Source organism: Mesorhizobium opportunistum WSM2075 (assembly GCF_000176035.2).
GTDB classification, from domain to species: Bacteria; Pseudomonadota; Alphaproteobacteria; order Rhizobiales; family Rhizobiaceae; genus Mesorhizobium; species Mesorhizobium opportunistum.
Window position 1 is genome coordinate 4,908,093 of record NC_015675.1, and the last position, 22,449, is coordinate 4,930,541.

Consider the following 22,449-nt stretch of genomic DNA (forward strand, 5'->3'; position numbering starts at 1 on the left):
GTTCCGGATATGCCTCTTGAATCAGCTGGACATGTCATGAAATCAGCCGTCGTCCTCCTTCCCGGCCTCAACCGCGACCGCGACATGATCGCGGCGCTGACCAAGATTTCGGGAAAACCGCCGGTTACGGTCTGGCAGACCGACACTGAAATCCCCGATGTCGACCTGATCGCCATCCCCGGCGGCTTCTCGTTCGGTGACTATCTGCGTTGCGGCGCGATCGCGGCGCGCATGCCGGTCATGCGGGCGGTCGCCGAAAAGGCGGCCAAGGGCGTGACGGTTATCGGCGTTTGCAACGGTTTCCAGATCCTGGTCGAGGCCGGTCTCTTGCCTGGCGCCTTGATGCGCAACACCTCGCTGAAATTCGTCTGCCGGCAGGTGAAGCTCGAAATCACCAATGCCAACACCATGTTCACCAGCCGCTACAAACCGGGCCAGATCATCCGCTCGCCGGTAGCGCATCATGACGGCAACTATTTTGCCGATGCCCGCACACTTGCGCGCCTCGAAGGCGAAGGACAGGTGGTGTTCCGTTATGCCGAGGGCACCAACCCCAACGGCTCCATCAACGACATCGCGGGCATCATCAACGACCGGGGCAATGTGCTCGGCCTGATGCCGCATCCCGAAAACCTGATCGAAGCCGCCCATGGCGGCAGCGACGGCCGTGCGCTGTTCGAGAGCGCGCTCGGCATCGCCGCTTGACGATTTCAGCCGAGAATGCGCTAAAGTTTACAAGGACATCAAGTCCATTGCTCTGGGGAGAGAGACGGTCATGAAACTCTATTCGCGGCCGTTGTCGCCCTACTCGTCGATCGTGCGGGCGCTCGCCTACGTCAAGGACGTGCCGATCAAGATCATCGCGCCGCCGCCGGGTTTTCCGATCCCTGAAGGATTTCGCGCCATCTCGCCGATGAACCGGATACCGGTGCTGATCACCGGCTCGGGTGAAACGATCGTCGAATCGGTCGTCATCGCCGAATATCTCGAGGAGCGCTTTCCCGAGCCGGCGCTGCTGCCACCCGATTCCAAGGACCGCGCACTGGTGCGCATGTTCGCGCGCATCACCGATCTCGACGTGCTGACGCCGATGATGAAGCTTTTCGAACTGCATTCCGTGCCGAAGCGCAACAGCGCCGAGATCGACGCCCAATTCGCCCGCCTGCACCATGGGCTGGCGGCGATCGAGGCGCGCATGGCGCAAGGCCCCTTCGCGCTCGGCAACGACATCAGCTTCGCCGATGCCTGGCTGACGCCAACGCGGTTCATCTTCAACAATTTCCGCGCCATGACGGGCCGCAACGACCTGCTCGACGCCTATCCCAAATTCGATGCCTATGAGCAGATCGCCCTGCAGCATCCGGCGTTGTCGCGGGTATGGGGCGAAATGACCGATGGCCTGGAGACCTTTCTGTCCGAACTCGAGATGGGTGCCGCTTGATCAAGACCAGGACGATCGCATTGGTTGCCGCGGCAGGCTTCGCCCTTGCATCTTGCCAGTCCACCCCCAAAAGCGTGCCGGTCCCGTCGGGCAAAAGTGCGGCGCTGCTGGCCATGGAGCAAGTGGCGATAGCAGCCCACAAGTGCTGGATCGCCAGCAAGGACCCGGCCTTCAAGCAATATCAGATGGCCAACGAACTGAATTCGTTCAGCGGCACGCCGCGTTTCCTTTTGGTGCCGGCCAAGCATTATGGCGGCAAGCCCCTGCTGGTCGTGCAGGCGCAAGGCAATTCAAGCCGCGTCGACGCCTTCGGACCGCTGATGAACGATCCGCTCGGCGCGCGCATCGGTTCCGACATTGCCCGCTGGCAAGCCGGCAACCCGGCTTGCGCCGCGACCGCCTGACCATGGGTCGTTTTCTGCCGGTCGCGGGTCTGATCATCGGCCTGGCCGGACTTGTCCTGCAGTTCTGCATCACCGTTCCGGCATCGATGGAAGCCGGCCGCGGTCTGCTCGGCTCGATCGTCTTCTATTTCAGCTTCTTCACCATCCTGACCAACATCGGCGCGGTGCTGGTGCACGCCTCGCTGCTGTCGCCCACCGGCTACGCATGGCTGCCTGCCTTCGCCGGGCCACGGATGCGTGCGGGTGTCGCGGTTTCGATCGCCATGGTCATGATCGTCTATGCCACGGTGCTGGCACGCCTCTGGCAGCCGCAGGGCCTGTTCCTGCTCTGCGATGTCCTGCTGCACTATGTGACGCCGGTGCTGTTCGTGCTGTGGTGGCTGATGTCGGGCGCCGACGGCAAGACGCGTTGGAGCGACATCTCCTGGTGGGTGCTCTACCCCATCGCGTATCTGATTTATGCACTGGCGCGGGCGCCGCTCGCCGGCGAGGTGCCCTACTCGTTCCTCGATGTCGCCAAGAACGGCTGGGGCAGCGTCGCCATGGCGTCTTTGGCCATCACCGGGCTGTTCCTGGTGATATGCGTCGTCGCCGTTCTCGCAGACCAGGGAGTTGCTCGCCTGCGGACCAAAACCGCCCGCTAGGGCGTCTATTCCCAGATCGGCCTGATGCCCTCGCGATGGGCGTCGCAGCGGGAGATGCCGATATCCTTGAGTTGGTCGTCTGTCATTTCCAGCAATGCCAGTCGGCTGCGCCGGCGATCCAGCAGATAGTCGATCCACCTCGCCAGCGACCTGGCCAGCCGCGCCAGACGGCTGACGAAGCCGCGCCGGCCGGACGGGCGCATAATCTGGCCCTCGGTTCTCGAATGACGTATTGTCGCGATTGTATCCATTTCTTTCTGCCAATGGTCTAAATTGCACCTTTTTTAGCGCATGGCTGATATGTATTGACTCATAATTCGGTGCAATATAGAAAATTGTCACCATGACAAATTGGCTTCCAGACCTGACCGCCGGCTCGGGCCCGCTATACCAAAGGCTTGCGGATTCCATCGAAACGGACATCGACCGTGGCGTGATCGATGCTGGCGCAAAACTGCCGCCACAGCGCGACCTCGCCTATGACATCGGCACAACGGTCGGCACGGTCGGCCGGGCGTATCAATTGTTGCGCGAACGGGGGCTGGTGAGCGGCGAAGTCGGGCGCGGAACCTATGTGGTCGGCCAGCGCGCCGATGGCGCAAAACCGGACTTCCTGGCTCCGGACGTCGGTGGTGAAGGCACACGCACTATCGACGCGCCGCGCGGCGAACTGCGTTTCGACAGCATGGCGGCGCCCGACATCGGCCAGGGCGCTGATGTCGCCGATGTCCTGTCGCGCGTGGCGCAGGACCATCCCCATGAGATATCAAGCTACACGCGCGATTTTCCCGACCGCTGGTACGAGGCCGGTGCCCGCTGGCTGTCACGCAATTCTTTCCACCCAAATGCCGACGCCGTTGTCCCGACGCTCGGCACGCTTGCCGCGGTGATGTCAGCGATCGCCGCGCTGACCACCCCTGGCGATTATGTCGCCTTCGAGCACCTCACCTATTCACAGATTTCCCGCAGCGCCAGCCTGATCGGCCGACGGACGGCGTTGGTGGCATCGGACGATGAAGGCCTCGACCCCGATGATTTCGAGCGCGTCTGCGCGCAAAAACATCCCAAGATGATCTTCCTGATGCCGACGGTGCAGAACCCGACGCTGGCGACCTTGTCGGCGGCGCGTCGCGAGGCGATCGCGCGGGTTGCGCGCGAATACAATGTCATCCTGATCGAGGACGATCTTTATGGTCATCTGACCGACGATCCGACACCGTTGCTCGCTGAATATGCCCCTGAACGCACCATTGTCGCTGGCGGCCTGTCGAAGTCGGTCGCGGCCGGCGTTCGCGGCGGCTGGCTCTCCTGTCCGCCCGCCTATCGCCACCGCATCCGTGTCGCCCACAAGATGATGACCGGCGGCATGCCCTTCCTTCTGGCGGAGGTGAATGCGCGGCTGGTGCTTTCCGGTCAGGCCAGCGATATCCGCAAGCGCAGCATCGCTGAAATTAGCGCCCGCATCGCCATCGTGCGCGAGACTTTGGCCGGCTTCGCATTCAAGTCGCACGAGAAGGTGCCCTTTGTCTGGCTTACACTGCCAGACCCGTGGCTTTCCGGCACCTTCAAGAATGCCTGCCTTGAGCACGGCGTGCTGATCAATGATGAGGACCAGTTCAAGGCCGGGCGCTCCGAGCAGGTTTTCCACGGCATCCGCTTCGGCGTTTCACAGCCGAGACAGCGCGGGGATGTCGCCGACGGCGTTGCGGTTATCCGGCGTCTCCTCGACGAGGGCCGCGCCGGCTACGACAGTTTCTCCTGAGCCGTTGCACCACGCAGGCCGGCTTGCGAAACTGCCGCTCGGAAGCCTGATCTCGGATCAGCCCTCCGCCTTGAAGTTCTTGGCTTCCTTCTTGGCCTTCTCCTTGCCGTGCTTCTCAGCCAGTTCCTTGGCTTGCCGGGGCGAAACGTCGGTGGTCTCCGCGATATGGATGGCCTCCTTATCCGAGAGGCGATTGTCGTTCTTGCCTTGCTTGTCAGCCATGGTGCGGGTCTCCTCAGTGGTTGAGACCCTAACGGCGGGACACCCTTAGCGTTCCCAAGGTTGCTTTCTGTCTTTTTCCTCGATCAACGGGTGTATCGGCCGCAAAGCTTGCGATAAGAGGGGACTCAAAATCCCCGCTCCCATGGACATCAACCGCCGCCCATGACCATTTCCAATTCCGTGCCGATCACCCCAGAGCTCATTGCCGCGCATGGGCTGAAGCCCGACGAGTATCAGCGCATCCTCGATCTTGTCGGACGCGAGCCGAGCTTTACGGAGCTCGGCATCTTCTCGGCGATGTGGAACGAGCATTGTTCGTACAAATCCTCGAAGAAATGGTTGCGCACGCTGCCGACCACCGGGCCGCAGGTCATCCAGGGCCCAGGCGAAAACGCCGGCGTGGTCGACATTGGTGACGGCGACTGCGTCGTCTTCAAGATGGAGAGTCACAACCACCCCTCCTACATCGAGCCCTACCAGGGTGCGGCGACCGGCGTCGGCGGCATCTTGCGCGACGTCTTCACCATGGGCGCGCGTCCGATCGCGGCAATGAACGCGCTGCGTTTCGGCGCACCCGATCATCCCAAGACCAGGCACCTCGTCTCAGGCGTGGTTTCCGGCGTCGGCGGCTACGGCAACGCCTTCGGCGTGCCGACGGTCGGCGGCGAGGTCAATTTCGACGCCCGCTACAACGGCAACATCCTGGTCAACGCCTTTGCAGCGGGCCTGGCCAAGACCGATGCGATCTTCCTGTCGGAGGCCAAGGGCGTCGGCCTGCCGGTCGTCTATCTCGGCGCCAAGACCGGCCGCGACGGCGTCGGCGGCGCCACCATGGCCTCGGCCGAATTCGACGACAAGATCGACGAGAAGCGCCCGACCGTGCAGGTCGGCGATCCCTTCACCGAGAAATGCCTGCTGGAGGCTAGCCTTGAACTGATGGCCTCGGGCGCGGTTATCGCCATCCAGGACATGGGCGCGGCCGGCCTCACCTGCTCGGCGGTCGAGATGGGCGCCAAGGGCGACCTCGGCATCGAGCTCGATCTCGACAAGGTGCCGGTGCGCGAGGAGCGCATGAGCGCCTACGAGATGATGCTGTCGGAAAGCCAGGAGCGCATGCTGATGGTGCTGCGCCCCGAGAAGGAAAAGGAAGCCGAGGCGATCTTCCACAAATGGGGGCTCGACTTCGCCATCGTCGGCAAGACCACCGACGACCTGCGCTTCCGTGTGCTGCACCAGGGCAACCAGGTCGCCGACCTGCCGATCAAGGATCTCGGCGACAAGGCTCCGGAGTACGACCGGCCGTGGGTCGAGCCGAAGAAGCCGGCGCCGCTTGCCGCCGACGACATTCCGCAGGCCGACGTTGCCGATGCGCTGCTGAAGCTGCTCGGCGGACCGGATCTCTCCTCGCGCCGCTGGGTGTGGGAGCAATACGACACGCTGATCCAGGGCAACTCGCTGCAGCTTCCCGGCGGCGATGCCGGCGTGGTGCGCGTCGAGGGCCATCCGACCAAGGCACTCGCCTTCTCCTCCGATGTCACGCCGCGCTATTGCGAGGCCGACCCTTATGAAGGCGGCAAGCAGGCAGTGGCCGAATGCTGGCGCAACCTGACCGCCACAGGCGCCTTGCCGCTCGCCGCCACCGACAATCTCAATTTCGGCAATCCGGAACGGCCCGAGATCATGGGCCAGCTGGTCGGCGCGGTGAAAGGCATCGGCGATGCCTGCCGCGCGCTCGGCTTCCCGATCGTGTCGGGCAATGTCTCGCTCTACAACGAGACCAACGGCCGGGGCATCCTGCCGACACCGACCATTGGCGGCGTCGGCCTGATCGCCGACTGGTCGAAAATGGTGCGAACGGGCTTTGTCGCCGAATCTCAGATGATCCTTCTGGTCGGCGCACCCGCCTCCTGGGGAACGCATCTTGGCCAATCGGTCTATCTCAGGGACATCCACGGCCGTTCCGACGGTCCGCCGCCGCCGGTCGACCTCGAGCACGAGAAGCGCGTCGGCGACCATGTGCGCTCGCTGATCGCGTCCGGCATCGTCACCGCGGCGCATGACGTTTCCGATGGCGGCATCGCGGTCGCCTTGGCCGAGATGGCGATGGCGTCGGGCATAGGCGCAACCGTTCCCGGCCTCGTCGGCACCGATCCCATTCCCGTCTGGTTCGGCGAGGACCAAGGGCGCTACCTCCTGACGCTGTCGATCGATCCACATGGCGATGAATGGGATGCCATCCGCAAGCAACAGGGCGAACTCGGCATCTTCGCGCCGTGGATCGGCTCGACCGGCGGCAAGACGCTGAAGCTCGGCGATGCCAGGGCGATCCCTGTCAGCGATCTGACCGCCGCTCACGAAGGCTGGTTCCCGCGCTTCATGGATCAGGCCAGTTGAGCAGACTGGCTGCCCGGGCGCTGCTCGCAGTCGTTTTCTGGCCGTCGCTGTTCTTCTTCTGGTGCCTCGGGCCGTTCGTCTTCTTCCTGCTATCGACGACCTCCAGCGAGGTTTGCCCCAGGCTGGAAACGCGCGCCGAGTTCCTCGCGGCGGCCAATGGCACGCTTCCGATGCTGGTGCTGCAGAACCTCATCTATGCGGTTCCGCTCATCTGCCTGGTGCTGTGGAGCCGGCTCTTGCCGGACCAGGCGCGGACCAGGCGCGCCGTCACCTGCCTCAAGCTTTTCGCCGTAGCGGCCATCCTCGGGGCGCTGTGGGAGTACGGCTCTTCGCTGGTCTGCGATGGCTACGGCCAGCCGTTCTTCTCGCCCGCCTGGCGGATGACCAGCTATCTGCCGATTGCCAACCTGGCGGTCAACATCCCGCTCTATGTGCTGGTCTTCAGCCTCGGTCGCACCTTCTCGATGCGCGAAGACGATCCTCCAGTCGATGCGGTCCATCCGGATGAGAATGCGCCGTAGGCCACAATCGCGACGGTGCTGGACGTAACGGCTTCAATCCCGGCCGGAAAGGCTTTAGGTTTATCCCGACTCTCATCGCACCGGCAGCCACGCCGCCGCCCGCCCGAAAACAGGAATTTCTTTCATGGCAATGGACGCCCACGACATCGAAAAACTGATCAAGGACGGCATTCCGGACGCAAAAGTGACGATCCGCGACCTCGCCGGCGACGGCGACCACTACGCGGCCGAGGTCGTGGCCGAAAGCTTTCGGGGAAAGAGCCGCGTCCAGCAGCATCAGATGGTCTATGACGCGCTGAGGGGGAATATGGGCGGCGTGCTGCACGCGCTGGCGCTGCAGACCAGCGTTCCCGACTGAGGCATACAGCCTCAGACCCGCTTGGCCCAAAACAACCCATCCTTTGCGCCATTTGGCCGATGGCTTGGCTAAACTCTTGTTTCGGGCAACCTATGGGTTTATTTGAAAGGCATGCTTCGAGCCTGACTCCCACAGGCGTGAAAGGATATTCCATGAGCGGTATCAACGACTACATCGACAACGAAGTGAAGGGCAACGACGTCGTCCTTTTCATGAAGGGCACGCCCGGTTTCCCGCAGTGCGGGTTTTCCGGCCAGGTCGTCCAGATCCTCGACTATATTGGCGCCGATTACAAAGGCGTGAATGTTCTGGACTCGGCCGAACTGCGCCAGGGCATCAAGGACTATTCCAACTGGCCGACCATCCCGCAGCTCTACGTCAAGGGCGAGTTCGTGGGCGGCTGCGACATCATCCGCGAGATGTTCCAGGCCGGCGAGTTGCAGACCTTCCTGGTCGAAAAAGGCGTGAGCGTCAAAGGCGCCGCCTGATTCCAGTCTTTGGGCATGTCGCTGTCGACATGCCTGACTTCTGTTTGTGGGCACCGGGGCGGCCCCACCTCGGCAATTTTACGTCCCTGATGTCGGGCCCCCCTGATATCGGGACCCCCTGATATCGGGACCAGGACGAGCCAATGCGCCGGCCCGCCGGCGCGTTTTCGTTTTTAGAGATCGGACTTGCCGTGGACCAGCAATCGATAGCGCCGCAATCGGCAAGCAAACTGTCTATTCCGCGCTGGGAATTCATCGCGCTGTGCGCGGCGCTGATGGCGCTGAATTCGCTGGCCATCGACATCATGCTGCCCGCGCTGCAGCAGATCGGCGCCTCGCTCGGCGTCGAGAACGAAAACCACCGGCAATATGTCGTGGTCGCCTATATGCTCGGCTTCGGCGGCGGCCAACTTTTCTTCGGGCCGATCTCGGACCGGTTCGGGCGTCGCGCGCCATTGGTCGCCGGCTTGATCATCTACGTGGCGGCGGCGGGCGCGGCAGCCATCGCACCCAGCTTTGAAACACTTTTGCTATGCCGCGTCGTGCAAGGCGTCGGGGCCGCGGCTACCCGCGTTATCGCCGTCTCGATCGTGCGCGATACATTCGAAGGCCGACGCATGGCCGAGGTGATGTCGCTGATCTTCATGGTGTTCATGGCGATACCGGTCATTGCGCCGGGGATCGGCCAGTTCATCATGCTGTTTGCCACCTGGCATTGGATCTTCATCACCATGGCCGTCGGGGCGCTGCTGGTGTCGGCGTGGTCACTGCTGCGCCTGCCTGAAACGCTGCGTCCCGAACATCGCAGGCCGCTGACGGCATCATCCATCCTTGGCGGCTTCCGCATCGTGCTCACCAACCGCGTCGCGCTCTGCTATGCCTTCGCCAGCACCTTCATCTTCGCCGCCATGTTCGGCTTCATCGCCTCGGCGCAGCAGATCTATGTCGACATATTCAATGTCGGCGAGATGTTCCCGCTCATCTTCGCCGGGGTTGCGGGCGTGCTCGCCTTCTCGAACTTCCTGAACTCGCGCCTCGTCGGCCGCATCGGCATGCGCCGCCTGTCGCAAAGCGCGCTGCTGCTGTTCTTGACCATCAGTCTCGCATGGCTGGTCGTGTCGCTGGAATTGAAGATGCCGCTGTGGCTGTTCGTTACCTTTTTTGCCGCCGCCATGCTGCCGTTCGGTGCGCTCGGCGCCAATTTCAATGCGTTGGCCATGGAGCCGCTCGGGCAACTGGCCGGCACGGCGTCATCGATCCTGGGTTTCATGCAGACTTTTCTCGGCGGCATTCTCGGCACGTTGATCGGCCAGGCGTTCAACGGCACGGTAACGCCGCTTGCCGCCGGCTTCTGCAGCGTTTCGGTCGCAGCGCTGCTGATGATCCTCATCGCCGAGCGCGGCAAGATGTTCCAGCCGCACAACCCGCCGGTTTCAGGGCACGTTACCGACCTGCATTAGCCTGGTCCAACCCTTGGTGGGACGCTGACATTGGTCGGCCTTCGCTATCGTCGTCGTATTGCGCTCAGCCGAGTTCCTGGGCGAGTCCGATGAGAAGCCCTCCAGGCCCGCGGATGTAGCAGAGCCGATACACGTCCTTATACTGGACGACTTCGCCTACGAGCCGCGCGCCGTGCTTGCGGAGCCTTTCAAGCGTCTCGTCGAGGTCGTCCACGGCGAACATGGCGCGGAGGTAGCCCAGGGCGTTGACCGGGGCGTTGCGGTGATCCGCGACGACAGGCGGCGCGAGGAAGCGGGAAAGTTCGAGCCGGCTGTGGCCGTCCGGCGTGCGCATCATGGCGATTTCGACATGCTGATCGCCCAGTCCAGTGACACGCCCGGCCCATTCTCCTTCGATCGCGGCCCGCCCTTCGAGCTCAAGGCCGAGCTCGCGAAAGAAATCGATCGTCTCTTCGAGGTCATCGACGACGATTCCTATGTTGTCCATCCGCTTGAGCGCCATGCGTCCAATCTACAAGGTACCGTCGAGGCCGCAACTCATAAAACTGCCCCAAAACCGCCGCGCACCCTAGGATGCACCTTCAAGAGTTGCCGTGAAGCGAGGGGTTAGCATACGCCCGGCGATTGCCCCGCCCATGCTGTCCGAAAAGGGCAGTGGCAAGGCATCATCGAGAGCCTTGAGGATGGAAGCCACGAAGGCCCGGCTAAGCTGGGCGTCAGCCCCGAGATCGGAATAGGTGGCCCGAGGCTTGCCGATCAGTGTGCCGTTTCGGCGAAGCGAGAATTGCAATGTCAGGGACATGCCGGCGGTTCCAGCCGGCGGCTTCCAACACGCGAAGATAGCCTCGGACATTTCCTCGATGGTGTCGATGGGATCAGGGCTGCGGCAGCCGCGTTGCCCTGCCCCGGCCTCATTGGAGCCCGCAAACAAGGCGATGGCCGCCACGACCATCGCACACAATATTCGCCGGGTCTTTGGGTTTGCAGGTGGTCGCATCAGTCTTCGCCGGTAAAAGCCGGCGGCCCGGTCGCCGCCTGCGGAAAATCTACCTCTATTGCGACCACAGTTCGCGGCGCAATTCCTGCCAGCTTTCCCGGTCCGGCGCGACCAGCAGACCGCCGCCGACATGCGACGGCAGATAGGGTGTGCCGTCAAACCGCGCGGCATGGCCGCCGGCCTCGGCATGGATCAGCACGCCGGCCAGATGATCCCAGGGCATCAGCTTGTTGTAGACGACGAAATGGCCGTGGCCGCTGGCCAGCAAGCGATATTCGTGGGCGGCACAGCGGTAATTGAACTGCGACAGCGTTTTGGTCTGGTTGCAGGCCAGCCGCGTGCGGTCGGGCTCGGCCATGTATTGCCAGGAGACCGCGCCGGTCATCTCAGAGATCGATACGCTCGCGGCAACCCGCACTGTCTCCAGCGTGCCATGCGCATGACGGATATGGCTGCCGGCCCCCCTGGCGCCGATCAGCCAGTCCTTGCCGACCGGATCGTGGATGATGCCGGCGACCGTCTCGCCCTTGACCACCACGCCAAGCATGACGCCGAACAGCGGCACGCCGGAAGCGAAGTTGAAGGTGCCGTCGACCGGGTCGATGACGAAAGCAAGATCGGCGTTGCCCAGACCGTCGAGCAGTGCCGGATTGTCGGAACAGGCCTCCTCGCCGACGACCATGGCGCCGGGATAGCGTTGGCGAAGCCTGGCGGTGATCAGCCGTTCGGCATTGACGTCCGCTTCCGTCACCAGGTCGGCGGCGGAAGTCTTCTGCCTGACGTCGCCATCGCCCAGCCGGCGAAAGCGGGGCATGATTTCGGTGTCGGCTGCTTCAGCCAGCAGGCTGGCCAGCCAGTCGATCGCGGTATCGTCAAATGTCATCGGCTTGCCTGTGGGTTTCGTTGAGGGCTGCAAAATCAAACAGTTTCCGGTCGAGCAGATGCGACGGCCTGGAGTTGGAGAGCGCACGCAGCATGGTGTCCTTGCGGCCAGGCATGCGCTTTTCGATGTCGTCCAGCATCGCCTTCATGGCATTGCGCTGGAGGCCCTCCTGGCTGCCGCAGAGGTCGCAGGGAATGATCGGGAACCGCATGGCGGCAGCGAATTTTTCGAGGTCGATCTCGGCGCAGTAGCTCAACGGCCGCAAAACCATGACGTCGCCGTCGTCGTTGAGCAGCTTTGGCGGCATGGCGGCGAGCCTGCCGCCATGGAACAGATTCATGAAGAAGGTCTCGAGGATATCCTCGCGGTGGTGGCCAAGCACCAGGGCCGAACACCCCTCCTCGCGCGCGATCCGGTAGAGATGGCCGCGGCGCAGCCGCGAGCACAGCGAGCAATAGGTGCTGCCCTGCGGCAGCTTGTCGGTGACGACCGAATAGGTGTCCTGGTATTCGATCCGATGCGCGATGCCGTTGGCGTTGAGATAATCCGGCAGGATGTGCTTGGGAAAATTCGGCTGGCCCTGGTCGAGATTGCAAGCCAGCAAGTCGACCTGCAGCAGCCCGCGCCATTTGAGATCCAGCAGCACGGCAAGCAGGCCGTAGGAATCCTTGCCGCCCGACAGCGCGACCAGCCAGCGCTCGCCGGGCCTGACCATGGAGAAATCCTCGATCGCCTGGCGGGTCAGCCGCAGCAGCCGCTTGCGCAGCTTGTTGAACTCGACCGAGGACGGCACATCGGCGAACAGCGGATGGAAACCACCTTCGGCGATCGGTTCAAGCGTTTCGATGTCTGGCTGCATGTTCATGGCGCGACGGCCCCGTATGTGACTACCGACCGGATTAGCGCATCGGCCGGAAAACCGAAACGGCAAAGCGGATGCACGAAACAAAAAGGCCGCCTCGAGGGCGGCCTTTCCGATATCGCAGAAAAGCGTTCGCTTAGCGCGAATAGAATTCGACGACCAGGTTCGGCTCCATCTGCACGGCGAACGGAACGTCCGCCAGGCCGGGGATGCGCGAGAAGGTCGCGACCATCTTGTTGTGATCGGCTTCGATGTAGTCCGGAACGTCGCGCTCGGCGAGACCGACCGATTCCAGGACGATCACGAGCTGCTTCGACTTTTCACGCACTTCGACGACGTCGCCCGGCTTGCAGCGGTACGAACCGATGTTGACGCGCTTGCCGTTGACGTTGACGTGGCCGTGGTTGACGAACTGACGGGCGGCGAAAATGGTCGGCACGAACTTGGCACGGTAGACGACCGCGTCGAGACGCGACTCGAGCAGGCCGATCAGGTTCTCCGAGGTGTCGCCCTTGCGGCGGTCGGCCTCTTCATAGACCTTGCGGAACTGCTTTTCCGAAACGTCGCCATAGTGACCCTTCAGCTTCTGCTTGGCGCGCAGCTGCAGGCCGAAGTCGGAAAGCTTGCCCTTGCGGCGCTGGCCGTGCTGGCCGGGGCCGTATTCACGCTTGTTGACCGGGGACTTCGGGCGGCCCCAGATATTTTCGCCGAGACGGCGGTCGATCTTGTATTTCGCGGATTCGCGCTTGCTCATCGCATTCCCTTTTCAAAAACAACACACCCGGCACCTCATGGTCCGGGTGAAGGAAACGCGCCCTCCTCTGGCCTCCGTTTTCGAGGCCTGACAGGGTTTTCCCACGCAACGCGGCGGAAAGCCCACGGGACACGTCAGTTCAAACAAGACCAGAAACAACCAGGGTCGCCGACCTTGCGCATACAAAACAAACACCGGACATCGCTGCCCGGCGTTGGCGGCTGGTTAAACCGAGATTTAACCGATGTCAAGCTTGTGAGTGGCGCGGCGTAACACAACCTTATACCGTCCGGGACGTAGATGCGATGCCGGTTGTGGCGGGAGGTTTGCGCCAACGGCACCAGGAAGCGACTGGAGCTAGAGGAGTCCAATGAGCATGAAGAAGTTCTTCCTTACCTTGGCCGGTGCCGCGGTATTGGCCGGGTCGATGGCGGTTGCGCCGGAGCCGGCGATGGCCCGTCATTGGCACGGGCACAAGCAGGTCTGCCGCGTTATCGTCAAGAAAAGGGTGGTATGGCGGCACGGCCATCGCCGGGTGATCGTACAGAGGGTGAGGCGCTGCCACCGCTGGTAAGCTGCCCAATGCAACAATCCAAGGCCAGCGAACCGTCGCTGGCCTTTTCATTCAATAGTCAGGCTGGCTCGAAGCGCTCAATCCTTGGATTTTTTCTCCGGCAGTCCCTTGCGCTTCGTCTCGGCGAATTCCTCAAGCTGCTTTTCGCTCATCGATTTATACATGCCCTTGGAAGCGCCCTGGAGTTCGCTCTTTTTCGTCTCTCCGCGCTTGGCCGACAGGGCAGCGCCGGCGGCTTTCTGCTGGGCTTTCGAGGTGGCTGGCATGGCCGTTTCTCCTTTGCTGTCAGGAGAAACGCCCGCGCCTCGGCGGCGGTTCCGTCGCCAGCGGCGCCCAGTTCCCGCCTTCCCGTGTCCGGAGCGCCAGTGTAGGACTGCGGCATGAAATCACTGACCGATCCCTCACAAGCACTCTCCACGGGCTTAACGAAAATCCGCACCGAATTCCACGTGCCGGATGGATTTCCGGCAGTCGTAATGGCCGCCGCTGAGGTGGCGGCCAAACGCGTGCCCAGCCAGCACACCGATCGAACAGCGATGCCCTTCGTCACGCTCGATCCGGCAAGCTCCACCGATCTTGATCAGGCGTTTTCAATCGAGGCGAGCGGCGGCGATCTGCTGCTGCATTATGCCATTGCCGACGTAGCCTGGTTCGTCGAGGACGGCGACGCGATCGATCTCGACGCCTGGACGCGGGGCGAGACGCTTTACCTCCCGGACGGCAAGGCCGGGCTCTACCCGCCGGCACTCGCCGAAGGCGCAGCGAGCCTGCTGCCGGATGGACCGCGACCGGCGGTCGTCTTCACCGTCCGGGTCGCCGAGGATGGTCTGGTGAAATTGGACGGCGCGGAGCGGGCAATCATTCAAAGCCGCGCCAAGCTCGCCTATGACAGCGTGCAGGCCTCCGATCTTCCGGCCGGCTTCGCCGAAATGGCACGGCGCATGGCGATGAACGAGAAGCGGCGTGGCGCGTCCCGCGTCGACCCGCCCGAGCAGGAGGTGGAAAGGCTCGCCGACGGCACGTTCCGGCTTTCGTTCAGGCCGCTGCTGCAATCCGAGCAAGACAACGCCGCGCTTTCCCTGGCCGCCAACATGGCGATTGCCGACGCCATGCTTGCGCACCATACCGGCTTGTTCCGTGTGATGTCGGAGCCGGATGCTTCCAAGGTGCAAAGACTGCGCAACGCGGCACTGGCTCTGGGGCTGTCCTGGCCGGCCTCTACCAGCTTGCACGACTACCAGCGAACCCTTGACCCGGCCGATCCGCAACAGGCGGCGCTGATGCTGGAAATCCGCCATGCGAGCCCCGGCGCGTCTTACCAACCCTATCAGGAAGGTGTCGTCCCCTGGCATGAGGCGATGGCGGCGACCTATGCCCATGCAACCGCGCCGCTCAGGCGACTGGCAGATCGCTACGTCGTGCGCTGCGTGCTGGCAATCGCCAACGGCCAGCCCGCACCGCAGGCCGTCACCGATGCGTTCACCAGATTGCCGAAAGTGATGGGACGGGCGGGTGCCCGCGCTTCGCAGATCAACCATGCGGCCATCGACCTTGCCGAGGCGGTGATGCTCAGGGGACGCGAGGGAGAGACGTTCAAGGCCGTCGTGACCGACGTCAACCATGGGGTGCGCGTCCAGCTTGCCGACATGCCTATCGTTGCCAACCTGAACGCGACCGGGGTCAGACAGGGTGACGGCCTAACGCTAAGGCTAGTCCTGGCCGATCCGGATCAACGCCGAATCGTGTTCGAACCTGCCTGAACAGCGGACGCTTCCGCCACCAGTCCAAAGCCCTGCATCAGCCGGCTGACGGCGAAATCCGCCTTGCCAGACGTGAAGACGGCGATATCAGGCTCGCCTTGCGGCAGCGCCCCATCGACAGGCGGCAGAAGGGAAAGCGCCCGCCGCGCGATCGCTTCGGCCGGATCGATCCAGTCGACTGGCCAGGGCGCGGTCTTGCGCATGCGATTGACCAGGAATGGATAATGGGTGCAAGCCAGCACGACGATGTCGGTCCTGCGCCCGTCATGCTCCATGAAACAGGGGGTGATCTCGGCGCGCACGGCCTCCTCGTCGACGAAGCCCTCGCGCATATAGGCTTCGGCAAGCCCCGCCAGCCTGTCGCTGCCGACCAGGCGGACATGGCATTTCTGCGCCCACTTGCTGATCAGGTCGCGCGTGTATTGCCGCTTGACCGTGCCCGGCGTCGCCAGCACCGAGACCAGGCCCGAGCGCGTGCGCTCGGCCGCCGGCTTGACCGCCGGAACAGTGCCGACAAAGGGATGGCCGGGAAATCTGTCGCGCAGCGCATCGATGACCAGCGTCGAGGCAGTGTTGCAGGCGATGACCGAAATGACCGGCGAAAACCGGTCGAGCAGCCTGGCGAACAGTTCCAGTATATGGGTGCGCAGCGCCGGTTCTTCCCACGCGCCGAAAGGAAAGGCCGCATCGTCGGCGACATAGACGAAGCGCCGGTCCGGCATCAGCACGCGCGCCTCGCGCAACACGGTCAGGCCGCCAACGCCGGAATCGAACATCAGGATCGGCTGGTCAGTCATTGTCGGTTCCCTTGCCGCCGAGCGGCGGCGTGTCCGTGTCATCGCCGTTGGCGTCCGGCGCATGGCCAGCCGTATCCGCCTTGCGGGCACGCGCGGCCGCCGCGGGCAACCGCCGTGGATCGTCGCCCGGCGAACCATCGCCGCGCGGCATTGCCGGTGAGAACCTGTCGAGCGACGAGATAATGCCGCGCAGCACTTTCAGCTCCGGCTCGGCAAAGCCGGCGCGCGTCAGCACGGCGCGCAGATTGTCGACCATCTTCGGCTTCTTCGGCGCCGGCCGGAAATAGCCGCGCGCCTCGAGCGCGCCTTCGAGATAGGCGAACAGGCCGTGCAGCTCTTCCTTGCTGGCCGGCTTCATGTCCGGACCGGAGAAATTCGTCCTGGTCTCGTCCTCAAGGCCGGACTTCATCCACTCGTAAGACATCAGAAGCGCTGCCTGGGCGATGTTGAGCGAGGAGAAGTCGGGATCGACCGGGAAGGTGACGATCTCGTCGGCGAGGCCGACCTCGTCATTGTAGAGACCGAAGCGCTCGCGGCCGAACAGGATGCCGGTGCGCTGACCCATTCCGTGACGCGCCCGCAGCACCCTGCCCGCTTCGACCGGGCCGCGCACGGTCTTGAAGCCGTCGCGTTGCCTCGCAGTGGTGGCGAAAACGAAATTGAGGTCGGCAAGTGCCGAGGCGAGGTCGTCGAACACCTTGACCGCATCGATGACATGATCTGCACGGCTGGCGGCCGCGCGTGCCTTTTCGCTCGGCCAGCCGTCGCGCGGGTTGACCAGGCGCAGCTCGGAGAGGCCGAAATTGGCCATGGCGCGAGCGACCATGCCGATGTTCTCGCCAAGCTGCGGCTCGACGAGGATGATGGCCGGACCGGCTGCTGAAGCGTTATCGGGATCTTTGGTGATGGGCATGATTGTCAATGAACTGCTGTTTGCGGCATTTCAGCGTCCCCTGCCATATTCGGCGGCGAAAATGAAGCATTCGCAAATGATCGCGGCGGCAGCCCCGCATTCGTGACCGATCGCCGTTTGCGCGGCCAAAAGCGCTTTGATATACGGGCGGCATCCCCCGGCCGAATGCCACACGGGCAAGGCCGTCCCATTCCCAGCAACGAGGCATTCTTTCCATGGCGAAGATCAAGGTGGCGAACCCGGTCGTCGAACTCGACGGCGACGAGATGACCCGCATCATCTGGCAGTTCATCAAGGACAAGCTGATCCACCCTTATCTCGACCTCAAGCTTGAATATTACGACCTCGGTGTCGAGCATCGCGACGCCACCAACGACCAGGTGACGATCGATTCGGCCAACGCCATCAAGAAATACGGTGTCGGCGTGAAATGCGCGACGATCACCCCCGACGAGCAGCGCGTCGAGGAATTCAAGCTGAAGAAGATGTGGAAGTCGCCGAACGGCACCATCCGCAACATCCTCGGCGGCACGATCTTCCGCGAGCCGATCATCATGAAGAACGTACCGCGCCTGGTACCCGGCTGGACCAAGCCGATCATCGTCGGCCGTCACGCCTTCGGCGACCAGTACCGCGCCACCGATTTCCGCTTCCCCGGCAAGGGCAAGCTGACCATCAAGTTCGTCGGCGAGGACGGCCAGGTGATCGAGCACGATGTCTACGATGCGCCCGGCGCCGGCGTCGCCATGGCCATGTACAATCTCGACGAATCCATCCGCGAGTTCGCCCGCGCCTCGCTGAACTACGGCCTGCTGCGCAACTATCCGGTCTACCTGTCGACCAAGAACACCATCCTCAAGGCCTATGACGGCCGCTTCAAGGACATCTTCCAGGAAGTCTACGAGGCCGAATTCGAGGCCGAGTTCAAGTCGAAGAAGCTGTGGTACGAACACCGCCTGATCGACGACATGGTGGCCTCCGCCCTGAAATGGTCGGGCGGCTATGTCTGGGCCTGCAAGAACTACGATGGCGACGTCCAGTCCGACACGGTGGCGCAAGGCTTCGGGTCGCTCGGCCTGATGACCTCGGTGCTGATGACGCCGGACGGCAAGACGGTGGAAGCCGAAGCCGCGCACGGCACCGTCACCCGCCACTATCGCCAGCACCAGAAGGGCGAGGAAACCTCGACCAACTCGATCGCCTCGATCTTCGCCTGGACGCGTGGCCTGGCCCACCGTGCCAAGCTCGACGACAATGCCGAATTGAAGCGGTTTGCCGACACGCTGGAGAAGGTCTGCATCCAGACCGTCGAGTCCGGTTTCATGACCAAGGACCTGTCGCTCTTGATCGGCCCCGACCAGCCATGGCTCTCGACCACCGGCTTCCTCGACAAGATCGACGAGAATTTGCAGAAGGCAATGGCGTAAATACCGGCAGTCTGGATGCGAAGGCTCCGAAAGGGGCTTTCGCTTTTTAGACCACCGAGAGCGAAAGCATGATCAAGCCAATCCTGTACGGCGCGGATTACAGCGTCTATGTGCGCATCGCCCGGATGGCGCTGCAGGAGAAAGGCGTCGACCACGAACTCGTGCCGGTCGATATCTTCGCCGCCGAGGGCATCCCAGCCTGGTATCTCGAGCACCATCCTTTCGGCCGCATCCCGGCTTTCGAGCATGACGGGTTTCGCGTTTTCGAGACCAATGCGATTGCCCGCTATATCGACGAGGCCTTCGACGGACCGGCGCTGCAGCCTGCCGACGCGCGCAGCCGCGCCAGGATGGGCCAGATCATCGGCATGCTCGACGCCTATGCCTACCGGTCAATGGTCTGGGATGTCGCCGTCGAGCGACTGAAAAAGGAAGCGGCGGATGAGGCGTTGATCGCCGGCGGCCTGCGGCAAGCGGAGACGGTGCTCAACGTGCTGACCTCGCTGACGACTGAGGGACCATGGTTGCTCGGCGAGCGGCTGACACTGGCCGACTTGCACGCGGCGCCGATCATTGCCTATTTCGTCAAGGTCAGCGAGGGGCAAAAGCTGCTGGCGCGGTTCGCGGATATCCGGGACTGGTATGCGCGCATTGCGGCGTGGCCGAGCTTCGTTCGGACTGAAAAAGTCGGCTGACAAGTGTTGAGACGTCTGCGGGACAATGCCCCCCTCTGTCCTGCCGGACATCTCCCCCACTTGGGGAGAGATTGGCAGCGTCCGCTGGCGCGCCTATTCCGGCGCGGTGTTTCCACGTGGGAGATTGGCGAAAGCCGATGCGACGTCCGATCTCCCCACTCGTGGGGGAGATGTCCGGCAGGACAGAGGGGGGCGCTGTCCCTCCAACCATTGCAATAAATTCAGCCCACTTGCCTACACCGCTTCGAGTGCCGCCCTTACCGCCGCAATCGCATCGCCGGCCTTGGACGCATCCGGGCCTCCGGCTTGGGCCATGTCGGGCCGGCCGCCACCGCCCTGCCCGCCCAACGCGGCGGAGGCGACGCGGACGAGGTCGACGGCGCTGAAGCGGCCAACGAGGTCGTCGGTGACGGCGACCACGACGCTGGCCTTGTTGTCCTCGCCGGCGCCGACGAAGACGACGACGCCGGAGCCGAGCGATGTCTTGCCGGCATCGGCCAGCGGCTTCAGGTCCTTCGGCGACACACCGGAGACCATCTTGCCGAGGAAGCCGACACCCGCGACCGTTTCGTTTTCAGAGGGCGCGCCGGCCGCGGCACCGCCGCCCAGCGCCAGCTTCTTGCGCGCTTCGGTCAGTTCCTTCTCGAGCTTCTTGCGCTCTTCGAGCAGCGTCTCGACGCGCGCCGGTACATCGGCCGGCGAAATCTTCAACACGGCTGCCGTCGCCTTCAAACGCCTGTCCTGCTCGTCGAGATGTTTGCGCGCGGCTTCGCCTGTCAATGCCTCGATGCGGCGCACGCCGGCGGCGACGGCGCTGTCCGACACGACACGCACCAAGCCGATATCGCCGGTCGCCCGGACATGGGTGCCGCCACAGAGTTCGACCGAATAGGGCCGGTTGGCCTTGGCGCCGTGCACACCGGTGCCCATCGAGACGACGCGCACCTCGTCACCGTATTTCTCGCCGAACAGCGCCATGGCGCCCTCGGCTATGGCGTCGTCGACGGATATCAGGCGCGTGGTCACCGGGCCGTTCTGGACGACGATCTCGTTGGCCATGCGCTCGACCTCTTCGAGGTCCTCCGGTGAAATCGGCTTGTTGTGCGAGATGTCAAAACGCAGGCGTTCGGGCGCGACAAGCGAACCCTTCTGCGCGACATGGGTGCCCAGCACCTCGCGCAGCGCCTCGTGGATCAGGTGCGTCGCGGAGTGGTTGGCACGCAGCCTGGACCGGCGCGCGTGATCCACCTTGAGTTCAACGGCGGCGCCTACCTTGACGGTGCCGCTCGCCACCGTGCCGAGATGCACGAACAGCCCGTCGGCCTTTTTCTGCGTGTCGGAGATCTCGATCGAAAACCCTTCGCCGGAGATGATGCCGGTGTCGCCCATCTGGCCGCCGGACTCGCCATAGAACGGCGTCTGGTTGACGACCACCGCAACGGCGTCGCCCTTGCCGGCGCTGTCGACGGTCTTGCCGTCCTTGACCAGCGCTTGGACGAGGCCTTCCGCCTGCTCGGTTTCGTAGCCGAGGAACTCGGTAGCGCCGGTCTTTTCACGCACGGAGAACCAGACTGTCTCGGTCGCGGCCTCGCCGGATCCGGTCCAATGCTTGCGGGCCTCGGCCTTCTGCTGTTCCATCGCATTGGTGAAGCCGGCAAGGTCGACCGAGATGCTGCGCTGGCGCAGCGCATCCTGCGTCAGGTCGAGCGGGAAGCCGTAGGTGTCGTAGAGCTTGAAGGCTGTCTCGCCGTCCAGCATGTCGCCGGCGGTAAGCGTTTCCGTCGCCTCCGAGAGCAGGCCGAGGCCGCGCACCAGCGTCTTGCGGAAGCGCGTCTCCTCGAGCTTCAGCGTCTCGGTGATCAACTGTTCGCCGCGCAGCAGTTCGGGATAGGCCTGGCCCATCTCGCGCACCAGCGCCGGCACCAGCTTCCACATCAGCGGCTCGTTCGCGCCGAGCAACTGAGCGTGGCGCATGGCGCGGCGCATGATGCGGCGCAACACATAACCGCGGCCTTCGTTCGACGGCAGCACGCCATCGGCGACCAGGAAGGAGGACGAGCGCAGGTGATCGGCGATGACGCGGTAGGACGCCACGGTTTCCGCATCGGGAGCGCGCCCGAGTGCGGAGGACGCCACGTCGATCAGGTGCCGAAACAGGTCGGTCTCAAAGACGCTTTCCACCCCCTGCAGGATGGACGCCATACGCTCCAGGCCCATGCCGGTGTCGATCGACGGGCGCGGCAGGTCGATCCGCTCCTCCTTCGTCACCTGTTCATACTGCATGAACACCAGGTTCCAGAATTCGAGGAAACGGTCGCCATCCTCTTCGGGACTGCCGGGAGGACCACCCCAGATGTGCTCGCCACGATCGATGAAGATTTCCGAGCACGGGCCGCAAGGACCGGTGTCGCCCATCGCCCAGAAATTGTCCGAGGTCGGGATGCGGATGATGCGGTCGTCCGAAAAACCGGCGATCTTCTTCCAGAAGCCGGCGGCCTCATCGTCGGTGTGATAGACGGTGACCAGCAGCTTGTCCTTCTTCAGCCCGAACTCCTTGGTGATCAGGTTCCAGGCAAGTTCGATGGCGCGTTCCTTGAAGTAATCGCCGAACGAGAAATTACCGAGCATCTCGAAGAAGGTCAGGTGGCGCGCGGTATAGCCGACATTGTCGAGGTCGTTGTGCTTGCCGCCGGCGCGAACGCTCTTCTGAGCAGTCGTGGCGCGCGAATAGGGCCGCTTCTCCAGGCCGGTGAAGACGTTCTTGAACTGCACCATGCCGGCATTGGTGAACATCAATGTCGGGTCGTTGCGCGGCACGAGCGGGCTCGAGGCGACGACCTCGTGGCCCTCCCTGCGGAAATAGTCGAGGAATGTCGACCGGATTTCGTTCACGCCACTCATGACTGCTGCCTTTTTTCGCGAAAACCGCCGGCGACCCGGCGGAAATGGGCTCTGCTTTTCCAGAGATAGATTGGGCCTTTTAGCGGGCACGCTTCACCCTGTCCAGAAACACGGAATTGGGCCAATCCACCAGCTTGCCGGCAGCCCAAAAACAAAAACCGCCGGCTCGAAGGCCGGCGGTTTTGGACGCGG

25 protein-coding genes are annotated in these 22,449 nt (G+C 63.3%); 14 read left to right on the top strand and 11 right to left on the bottom strand.

Going from position 1 to position 22,449, the window contains the following annotated elements; translation table 11 throughout:
• Positions 1 to 36 precede the first annotated feature (36 nt).
• From purQ to MESOP_RS23755, 4 genes are all read left to right on the top strand, one after another.
• Complete coding sequence (purQ, locus tag MESOP_RS23740; protein ID WP_013895867.1) at positions 37 to 705, top strand: phosphoribosylformylglycinamidine synthase subunit PurQ; 669 nt, start codon at positions 37 to 39, stop codon at positions 703 to 705.
• A gap of 70 nt (positions 706 to 775) precedes the next feature.
• Positions 776 to 1,441 carry a glutathione S-transferase family protein gene (locus tag MESOP_RS23745; RefSeq protein WP_013895868.1) on the top strand — a complete coding sequence of 222 codons (666 nt, stop codon included), beginning with the start codon at positions 776 to 778 and terminating at the stop codon, positions 1,439 to 1,441.
• Positions 1,438 to 1,845, top strand: coding sequence for a hypothetical protein (locus MESOP_RS23750; RefSeq protein WP_041164273.1), 408 nt, complete (start codon positions 1,438 to 1,440; stop codon positions 1,843 to 1,845). Before MESOP_RS23745 ends, MESOP_RS23750 begins: the two co-directional genes overlap by 4 nt.
• A gap of 2 nt (positions 1,846 to 1,847) precedes the next feature.
• On the top strand, positions 1,848 to 2,489 hold the full coding sequence (locus tag MESOP_RS23755; protein ID WP_013895870.1) for a Pr6Pr family membrane protein: 642 nt from the start codon (positions 1,848 to 1,850) through the stop codon (positions 2,487 to 2,489).
• 5 nt (positions 2,490 to 2,494) lie between these two features.
• Here the strand turns inward: MESOP_RS23755 and MESOP_RS23760 are convergent, their stop codons facing one another.
• Positions 2,495 to 2,740 (bottom strand): DUF1127 domain-containing protein, encoded by a 246-nt coding sequence (locus MESOP_RS23760; RefSeq protein WP_041164275.1) that lies wholly within the window; start codon positions 2,738 to 2,740, stop codon positions 2,495 to 2,497.
• 92 nt (positions 2,741 to 2,832) lie between these two features.
• On the opposite strand from MESOP_RS23760, the gene MESOP_RS23765 reads away from it, so the two are divergent.
• Positions 2,833 to 4,251 (top strand): aminotransferase-like domain-containing protein, encoded by a 1,419-nt coding sequence (locus MESOP_RS23765; RefSeq protein ID WP_013895872.1) that lies wholly within the window; start codon positions 2,833 to 2,835, stop codon positions 4,249 to 4,251.
• Between the two features lie 57 nt (positions 4,252 to 4,308).
• On the opposite strand, the gene MESOP_RS35810 is transcribed toward MESOP_RS23765, so the two are convergent.
• Positions 4,309 to 4,473, bottom strand: a complete 165-nt coding sequence (locus MESOP_RS35810; protein WP_013895873.1) for a hypothetical protein — start codon at positions 4,471 to 4,473, stop codon at positions 4,309 to 4,311.
• Between the two features lie 162 nt (positions 4,474 to 4,635).
• Here MESOP_RS35810 and purL point away from each other — a divergent pair, with 162 nt between their 5' ends.
• The 5 genes from purL (at position 4,636) to MESOP_RS23790 (ending at position 9,694) form a co-directional block, all read left to right on the top strand.
• On the top strand, positions 4,636 to 6,867 hold the full coding sequence (gene purL / locus MESOP_RS23770) for a phosphoribosylformylglycinamidine synthase subunit PurL (RefSeq protein ID WP_013895874.1): 2,232 nt from the start codon (positions 4,636 to 4,638) through the stop codon (positions 6,865 to 6,867).
• Positions 6,864 to 7,388 (top strand): hypothetical protein, encoded by a 525-nt coding sequence (locus MESOP_RS23775; RefSeq protein WP_013895875.1) that lies wholly within the window; start codon positions 6,864 to 6,866, stop codon positions 7,386 to 7,388. Before purL ends, MESOP_RS23775 begins: the two co-directional genes overlap by 4 nt.
• A gap of 124 nt (positions 7,389 to 7,512) precedes the next feature.
• Positions 7,513 to 7,746, top strand: a complete 234-nt coding sequence (locus MESOP_RS23780; protein ID WP_013895876.1) for a BolA/IbaG family iron-sulfur metabolism protein — start codon at positions 7,513 to 7,515, stop codon at positions 7,744 to 7,746.
• Between the two features lie 152 nt (positions 7,747 to 7,898).
• Positions 7,899 to 8,234, top strand: coding sequence for a Grx4 family monothiol glutaredoxin (gene grxD, locus MESOP_RS23785; protein WP_013895877.1), 336 nt, complete (start codon positions 7,899 to 7,901; stop codon positions 8,232 to 8,234).
• 191 nt (positions 8,235 to 8,425) lie between these two features.
• A complete protein-coding gene (locus MESOP_RS23790) occupies positions 8,426 to 9,694 on the top strand; it encodes a multidrug effflux MFS transporter (protein ID WP_083833394.1) in 1,269 nt (422 codons plus the stop codon).
• Between the two features lie 64 nt (positions 9,695 to 9,758).
• Here MESOP_RS23790 and MESOP_RS23795 read toward each other — a convergent pair whose 3' ends face one another.
• From MESOP_RS23795 to rpsD, 5 genes are all read right to left on the bottom strand, one after another.
• Positions 9,759 to 10,196, bottom strand: a complete 438-nt coding sequence (locus MESOP_RS23795; protein WP_013895879.1) for a VOC family protein — start codon at positions 10,194 to 10,196, stop codon at positions 9,759 to 9,761.
• Positions 10,197 to 10,262: 66 nt separating this feature from the next.
• A complete protein-coding gene (locus tag MESOP_RS23800; RefSeq protein ID WP_013895880.1) occupies positions 10,263 to 10,646 on the bottom strand; it encodes a hypothetical protein in 384 nt (127 codons plus the stop codon).
• Between the two features lie 100 nt (positions 10,647 to 10,746).
• Entirely contained in the window at positions 10,747 to 11,574 is an 828-nt protein-coding gene (locus tag MESOP_RS23805) for an inositol monophosphatase family protein (protein WP_013895881.1), read from the bottom strand.
• Positions 11,564 to 12,439, bottom strand: coding sequence for a tRNA 2-thiocytidine(32) synthetase TtcA (gene ttcA / locus MESOP_RS23810; protein ID WP_013895882.1), 876 nt, complete (start codon positions 12,437 to 12,439; stop codon positions 11,564 to 11,566). The genes MESOP_RS23805 and ttcA overlap by 11 nt, the downstream gene beginning before the upstream one ends.
• Before the next feature lie 133 nt (positions 12,440 to 12,572).
• The gene (rpsD, locus tag MESOP_RS23815) at positions 12,573 to 13,190 is read right to left on the bottom strand and encodes a 30S ribosomal protein S4 (protein WP_013895883.1); all 618 of its coding nucleotides are present in this window, start codon (positions 13,188 to 13,190) and stop codon (positions 12,573 to 12,575) included.
• A gap of 376 nt (positions 13,191 to 13,566) precedes the next feature.
• Here rpsD and MESOP_RS23820 point away from each other — a divergent pair, with 376 nt between their 5' ends.
• Entirely contained in the window at positions 13,567 to 13,764 is a 198-nt protein-coding gene (locus MESOP_RS23820; RefSeq protein ID WP_013895884.1) for a hypothetical protein, read from the top strand.
• 77 nt (positions 13,765 to 13,841) lie between these two features.
• Here MESOP_RS23820 and MESOP_RS23825 read toward each other — a convergent pair whose 3' ends face one another.
• Positions 13,842 to 14,030, bottom strand: coding sequence for a DUF3008 family protein (locus MESOP_RS23825; protein WP_013895885.1), 189 nt, complete (start codon positions 14,028 to 14,030; stop codon positions 13,842 to 13,844).
• A gap of 114 nt (positions 14,031 to 14,144) precedes the next feature.
• Between MESOP_RS23825 and MESOP_RS23830 the strand changes: the two genes are divergently transcribed.
• Positions 14,145 to 15,524 carry an RNB domain-containing ribonuclease gene (locus MESOP_RS23830; RefSeq protein ID WP_013895886.1) on the top strand — a complete coding sequence of 460 codons (1,380 nt, stop codon included), beginning with the start codon at positions 14,145 to 14,147 and terminating at the stop codon, positions 15,522 to 15,524.
• Here MESOP_RS23830 and murI read toward each other — a convergent pair.
• Positions 15,494 to 16,321, bottom strand: a complete 828-nt coding sequence (murI, locus tag MESOP_RS23835) for a glutamate racemase (protein WP_013895887.1) — start codon at positions 16,319 to 16,321, stop codon at positions 15,494 to 15,496. The genes MESOP_RS23830 and murI overlap by 31 nt on opposite strands.
• Positions 16,314 to 17,234: an RNA methyltransferase gene (locus tag MESOP_RS23840; protein WP_013895888.1), complete on the bottom strand. Its 921-nt coding sequence runs from the start codon at positions 17,232 to 17,234 to the stop codon at positions 16,314 to 16,316. The genes murI and MESOP_RS23840 overlap by 8 nt, the downstream gene beginning before the upstream one ends.
• A gap of 215 nt (positions 17,235 to 17,449) precedes the next feature.
• Here MESOP_RS23840 and MESOP_RS23845 point away from each other — a divergent pair, with 215 nt between their 5' ends.
• Together MESOP_RS23845 and MESOP_RS23850 are read left to right on the top strand one after the other, a co-directional pair.
• Positions 17,450 to 18,661 (top strand): NADP-dependent isocitrate dehydrogenase, encoded by a 1,212-nt coding sequence (locus MESOP_RS23845; RefSeq protein ID WP_013895889.1) that lies wholly within the window; start codon positions 17,450 to 17,452, stop codon positions 18,659 to 18,661.
• Positions 18,662 to 18,729: 68 nt separating this feature from the next.
• Complete coding sequence (locus MESOP_RS23850; RefSeq protein WP_013895890.1) at positions 18,730 to 19,356, top strand: glutathione S-transferase family protein; 627 nt, start codon at positions 18,730 to 18,732, stop codon at positions 19,354 to 19,356.
• A gap of 234 nt (positions 19,357 to 19,590) precedes the next feature.
• On the opposite strand, the gene alaS is transcribed toward MESOP_RS23850, so the two are convergent.
• Positions 19,591 to 22,257: an alanine--tRNA ligase gene (alaS, locus tag MESOP_RS23855; protein ID WP_013895891.1), complete on the bottom strand. Its 2,667-nt coding sequence runs from the start codon at positions 22,255 to 22,257 to the stop codon at positions 19,591 to 19,593.
• Between the last annotated feature and the right edge of the window lie 192 nt (positions 22,258 to 22,449).

Coding starts and splice junctions, on each gene's coding strand:
- purQ (WP_013895867.1), top strand. CDS start 37: ATGAAATCAGCCGTCGTCCTCCTTCCCGGCCTCAACCGCGACCGCGAC.
- MESOP_RS23745 (WP_013895868.1), top strand. CDS start 776: ATGAAACTCTATTCGCGGCCGTTGTCGCCCTACTCGTCGATCGTGCGG.
- MESOP_RS23755 (WP_013895870.1), top strand. CDS start 1,848: ATGGGTCGTTTTCTGCCGGTCGCGGGTCTGATCATCGGCCTGGCCGGA.
- MESOP_RS23760 (WP_041164275.1), bottom strand. CDS start 2,740: ATGGATACAATCGCGACAATACGTCATTCGAGAACCGAGGGCCAGATT.
- MESOP_RS23765 (WP_013895872.1), top strand. CDS start 2,833: ATGACAAATTGGCTTCCAGACCTGACCGCCGGCTCGGGCCCGCTATAC.
- MESOP_RS35810 (WP_013895873.1), bottom strand. CDS start 4,473: ATGGCTGACAAGCAAGGCAAGAACGACAATCGCCTCTCGGATAAGGAG.
- purL (WP_013895874.1), top strand. CDS start 4,636: ATGACCATTTCCAATTCCGTGCCGATCACCCCAGAGCTCATTGCCGCG.
- MESOP_RS23780 (WP_013895876.1), top strand. CDS start 7,513: ATGGCAATGGACGCCCACGACATCGAAAAACTGATCAAGGACGGCATT.
- grxD (WP_013895877.1), top strand. CDS start 7,899: ATGAGCGGTATCAACGACTACATCGACAACGAAGTGAAGGGCAACGAC.
- MESOP_RS23795 (WP_013895879.1), bottom strand. CDS start 10,196: ATGGCGCTCAAGCGGATGGACAACATAGGAATCGTCGTCGATGACCTC.
- MESOP_RS23800 (WP_013895880.1), bottom strand. CDS start 10,646: ATGGTCGTGGCGGCCATCGCCTTGTTTGCGGGCTCCAATGAGGCCGGG.
- MESOP_RS23805 (WP_013895881.1), bottom strand. CDS start 11,574: ATGACATTTGACGATACCGCGATCGACTGGCTGGCCAGCCTGCTGGCT.
- ttcA (WP_013895882.1), bottom strand. CDS start 12,439: ATGAACATGCAGCCAGACATCGAAACGCTTGAACCGATCGCCGAAGGT.
- rpsD (WP_013895883.1), bottom strand. CDS start 13,190: ATGAGCAAGCGCGAATCCGCGAAATACAAGATCGACCGCCGTCTCGGC.
- MESOP_RS23820 (WP_013895884.1), top strand. CDS start 13,567: ATGAAGAAGTTCTTCCTTACCTTGGCCGGTGCCGCGGTATTGGCCGGG.
- MESOP_RS23825 (WP_013895885.1), bottom strand. CDS start 14,030: ATGCCAGCCACCTCGAAAGCCCAGCAGAAAGCCGCCGGCGCTGCCCTG.
- MESOP_RS23830 (WP_013895886.1), top strand. CDS start 14,145: ATGAAATCACTGACCGATCCCTCACAAGCACTCTCCACGGGCTTAACG.
- murI (WP_013895887.1), bottom strand. CDS start 16,321: ATGACTGACCAGCCGATCCTGATGTTCGATTCCGGCGTTGGCGGCCTG.
- MESOP_RS23840 (WP_013895888.1), bottom strand. CDS start 17,234: ATGCCCATCACCAAAGATCCCGATAACGCTTCAGCAGCCGGTCCGGCC.
- MESOP_RS23845 (WP_013895889.1), top strand. CDS start 17,450: ATGGCGAAGATCAAGGTGGCGAACCCGGTCGTCGAACTCGACGGCGAC.
- MESOP_RS23850 (WP_013895890.1), top strand. CDS start 18,730: ATGATCAAGCCAATCCTGTACGGCGCGGATTACAGCGTCTATGTGCGC.
- alaS (WP_013895891.1), bottom strand. CDS start 22,257: ATGAGTGGCGTGAACGAAATCCGGTCGACATTCCTCGACTATTTCCGC.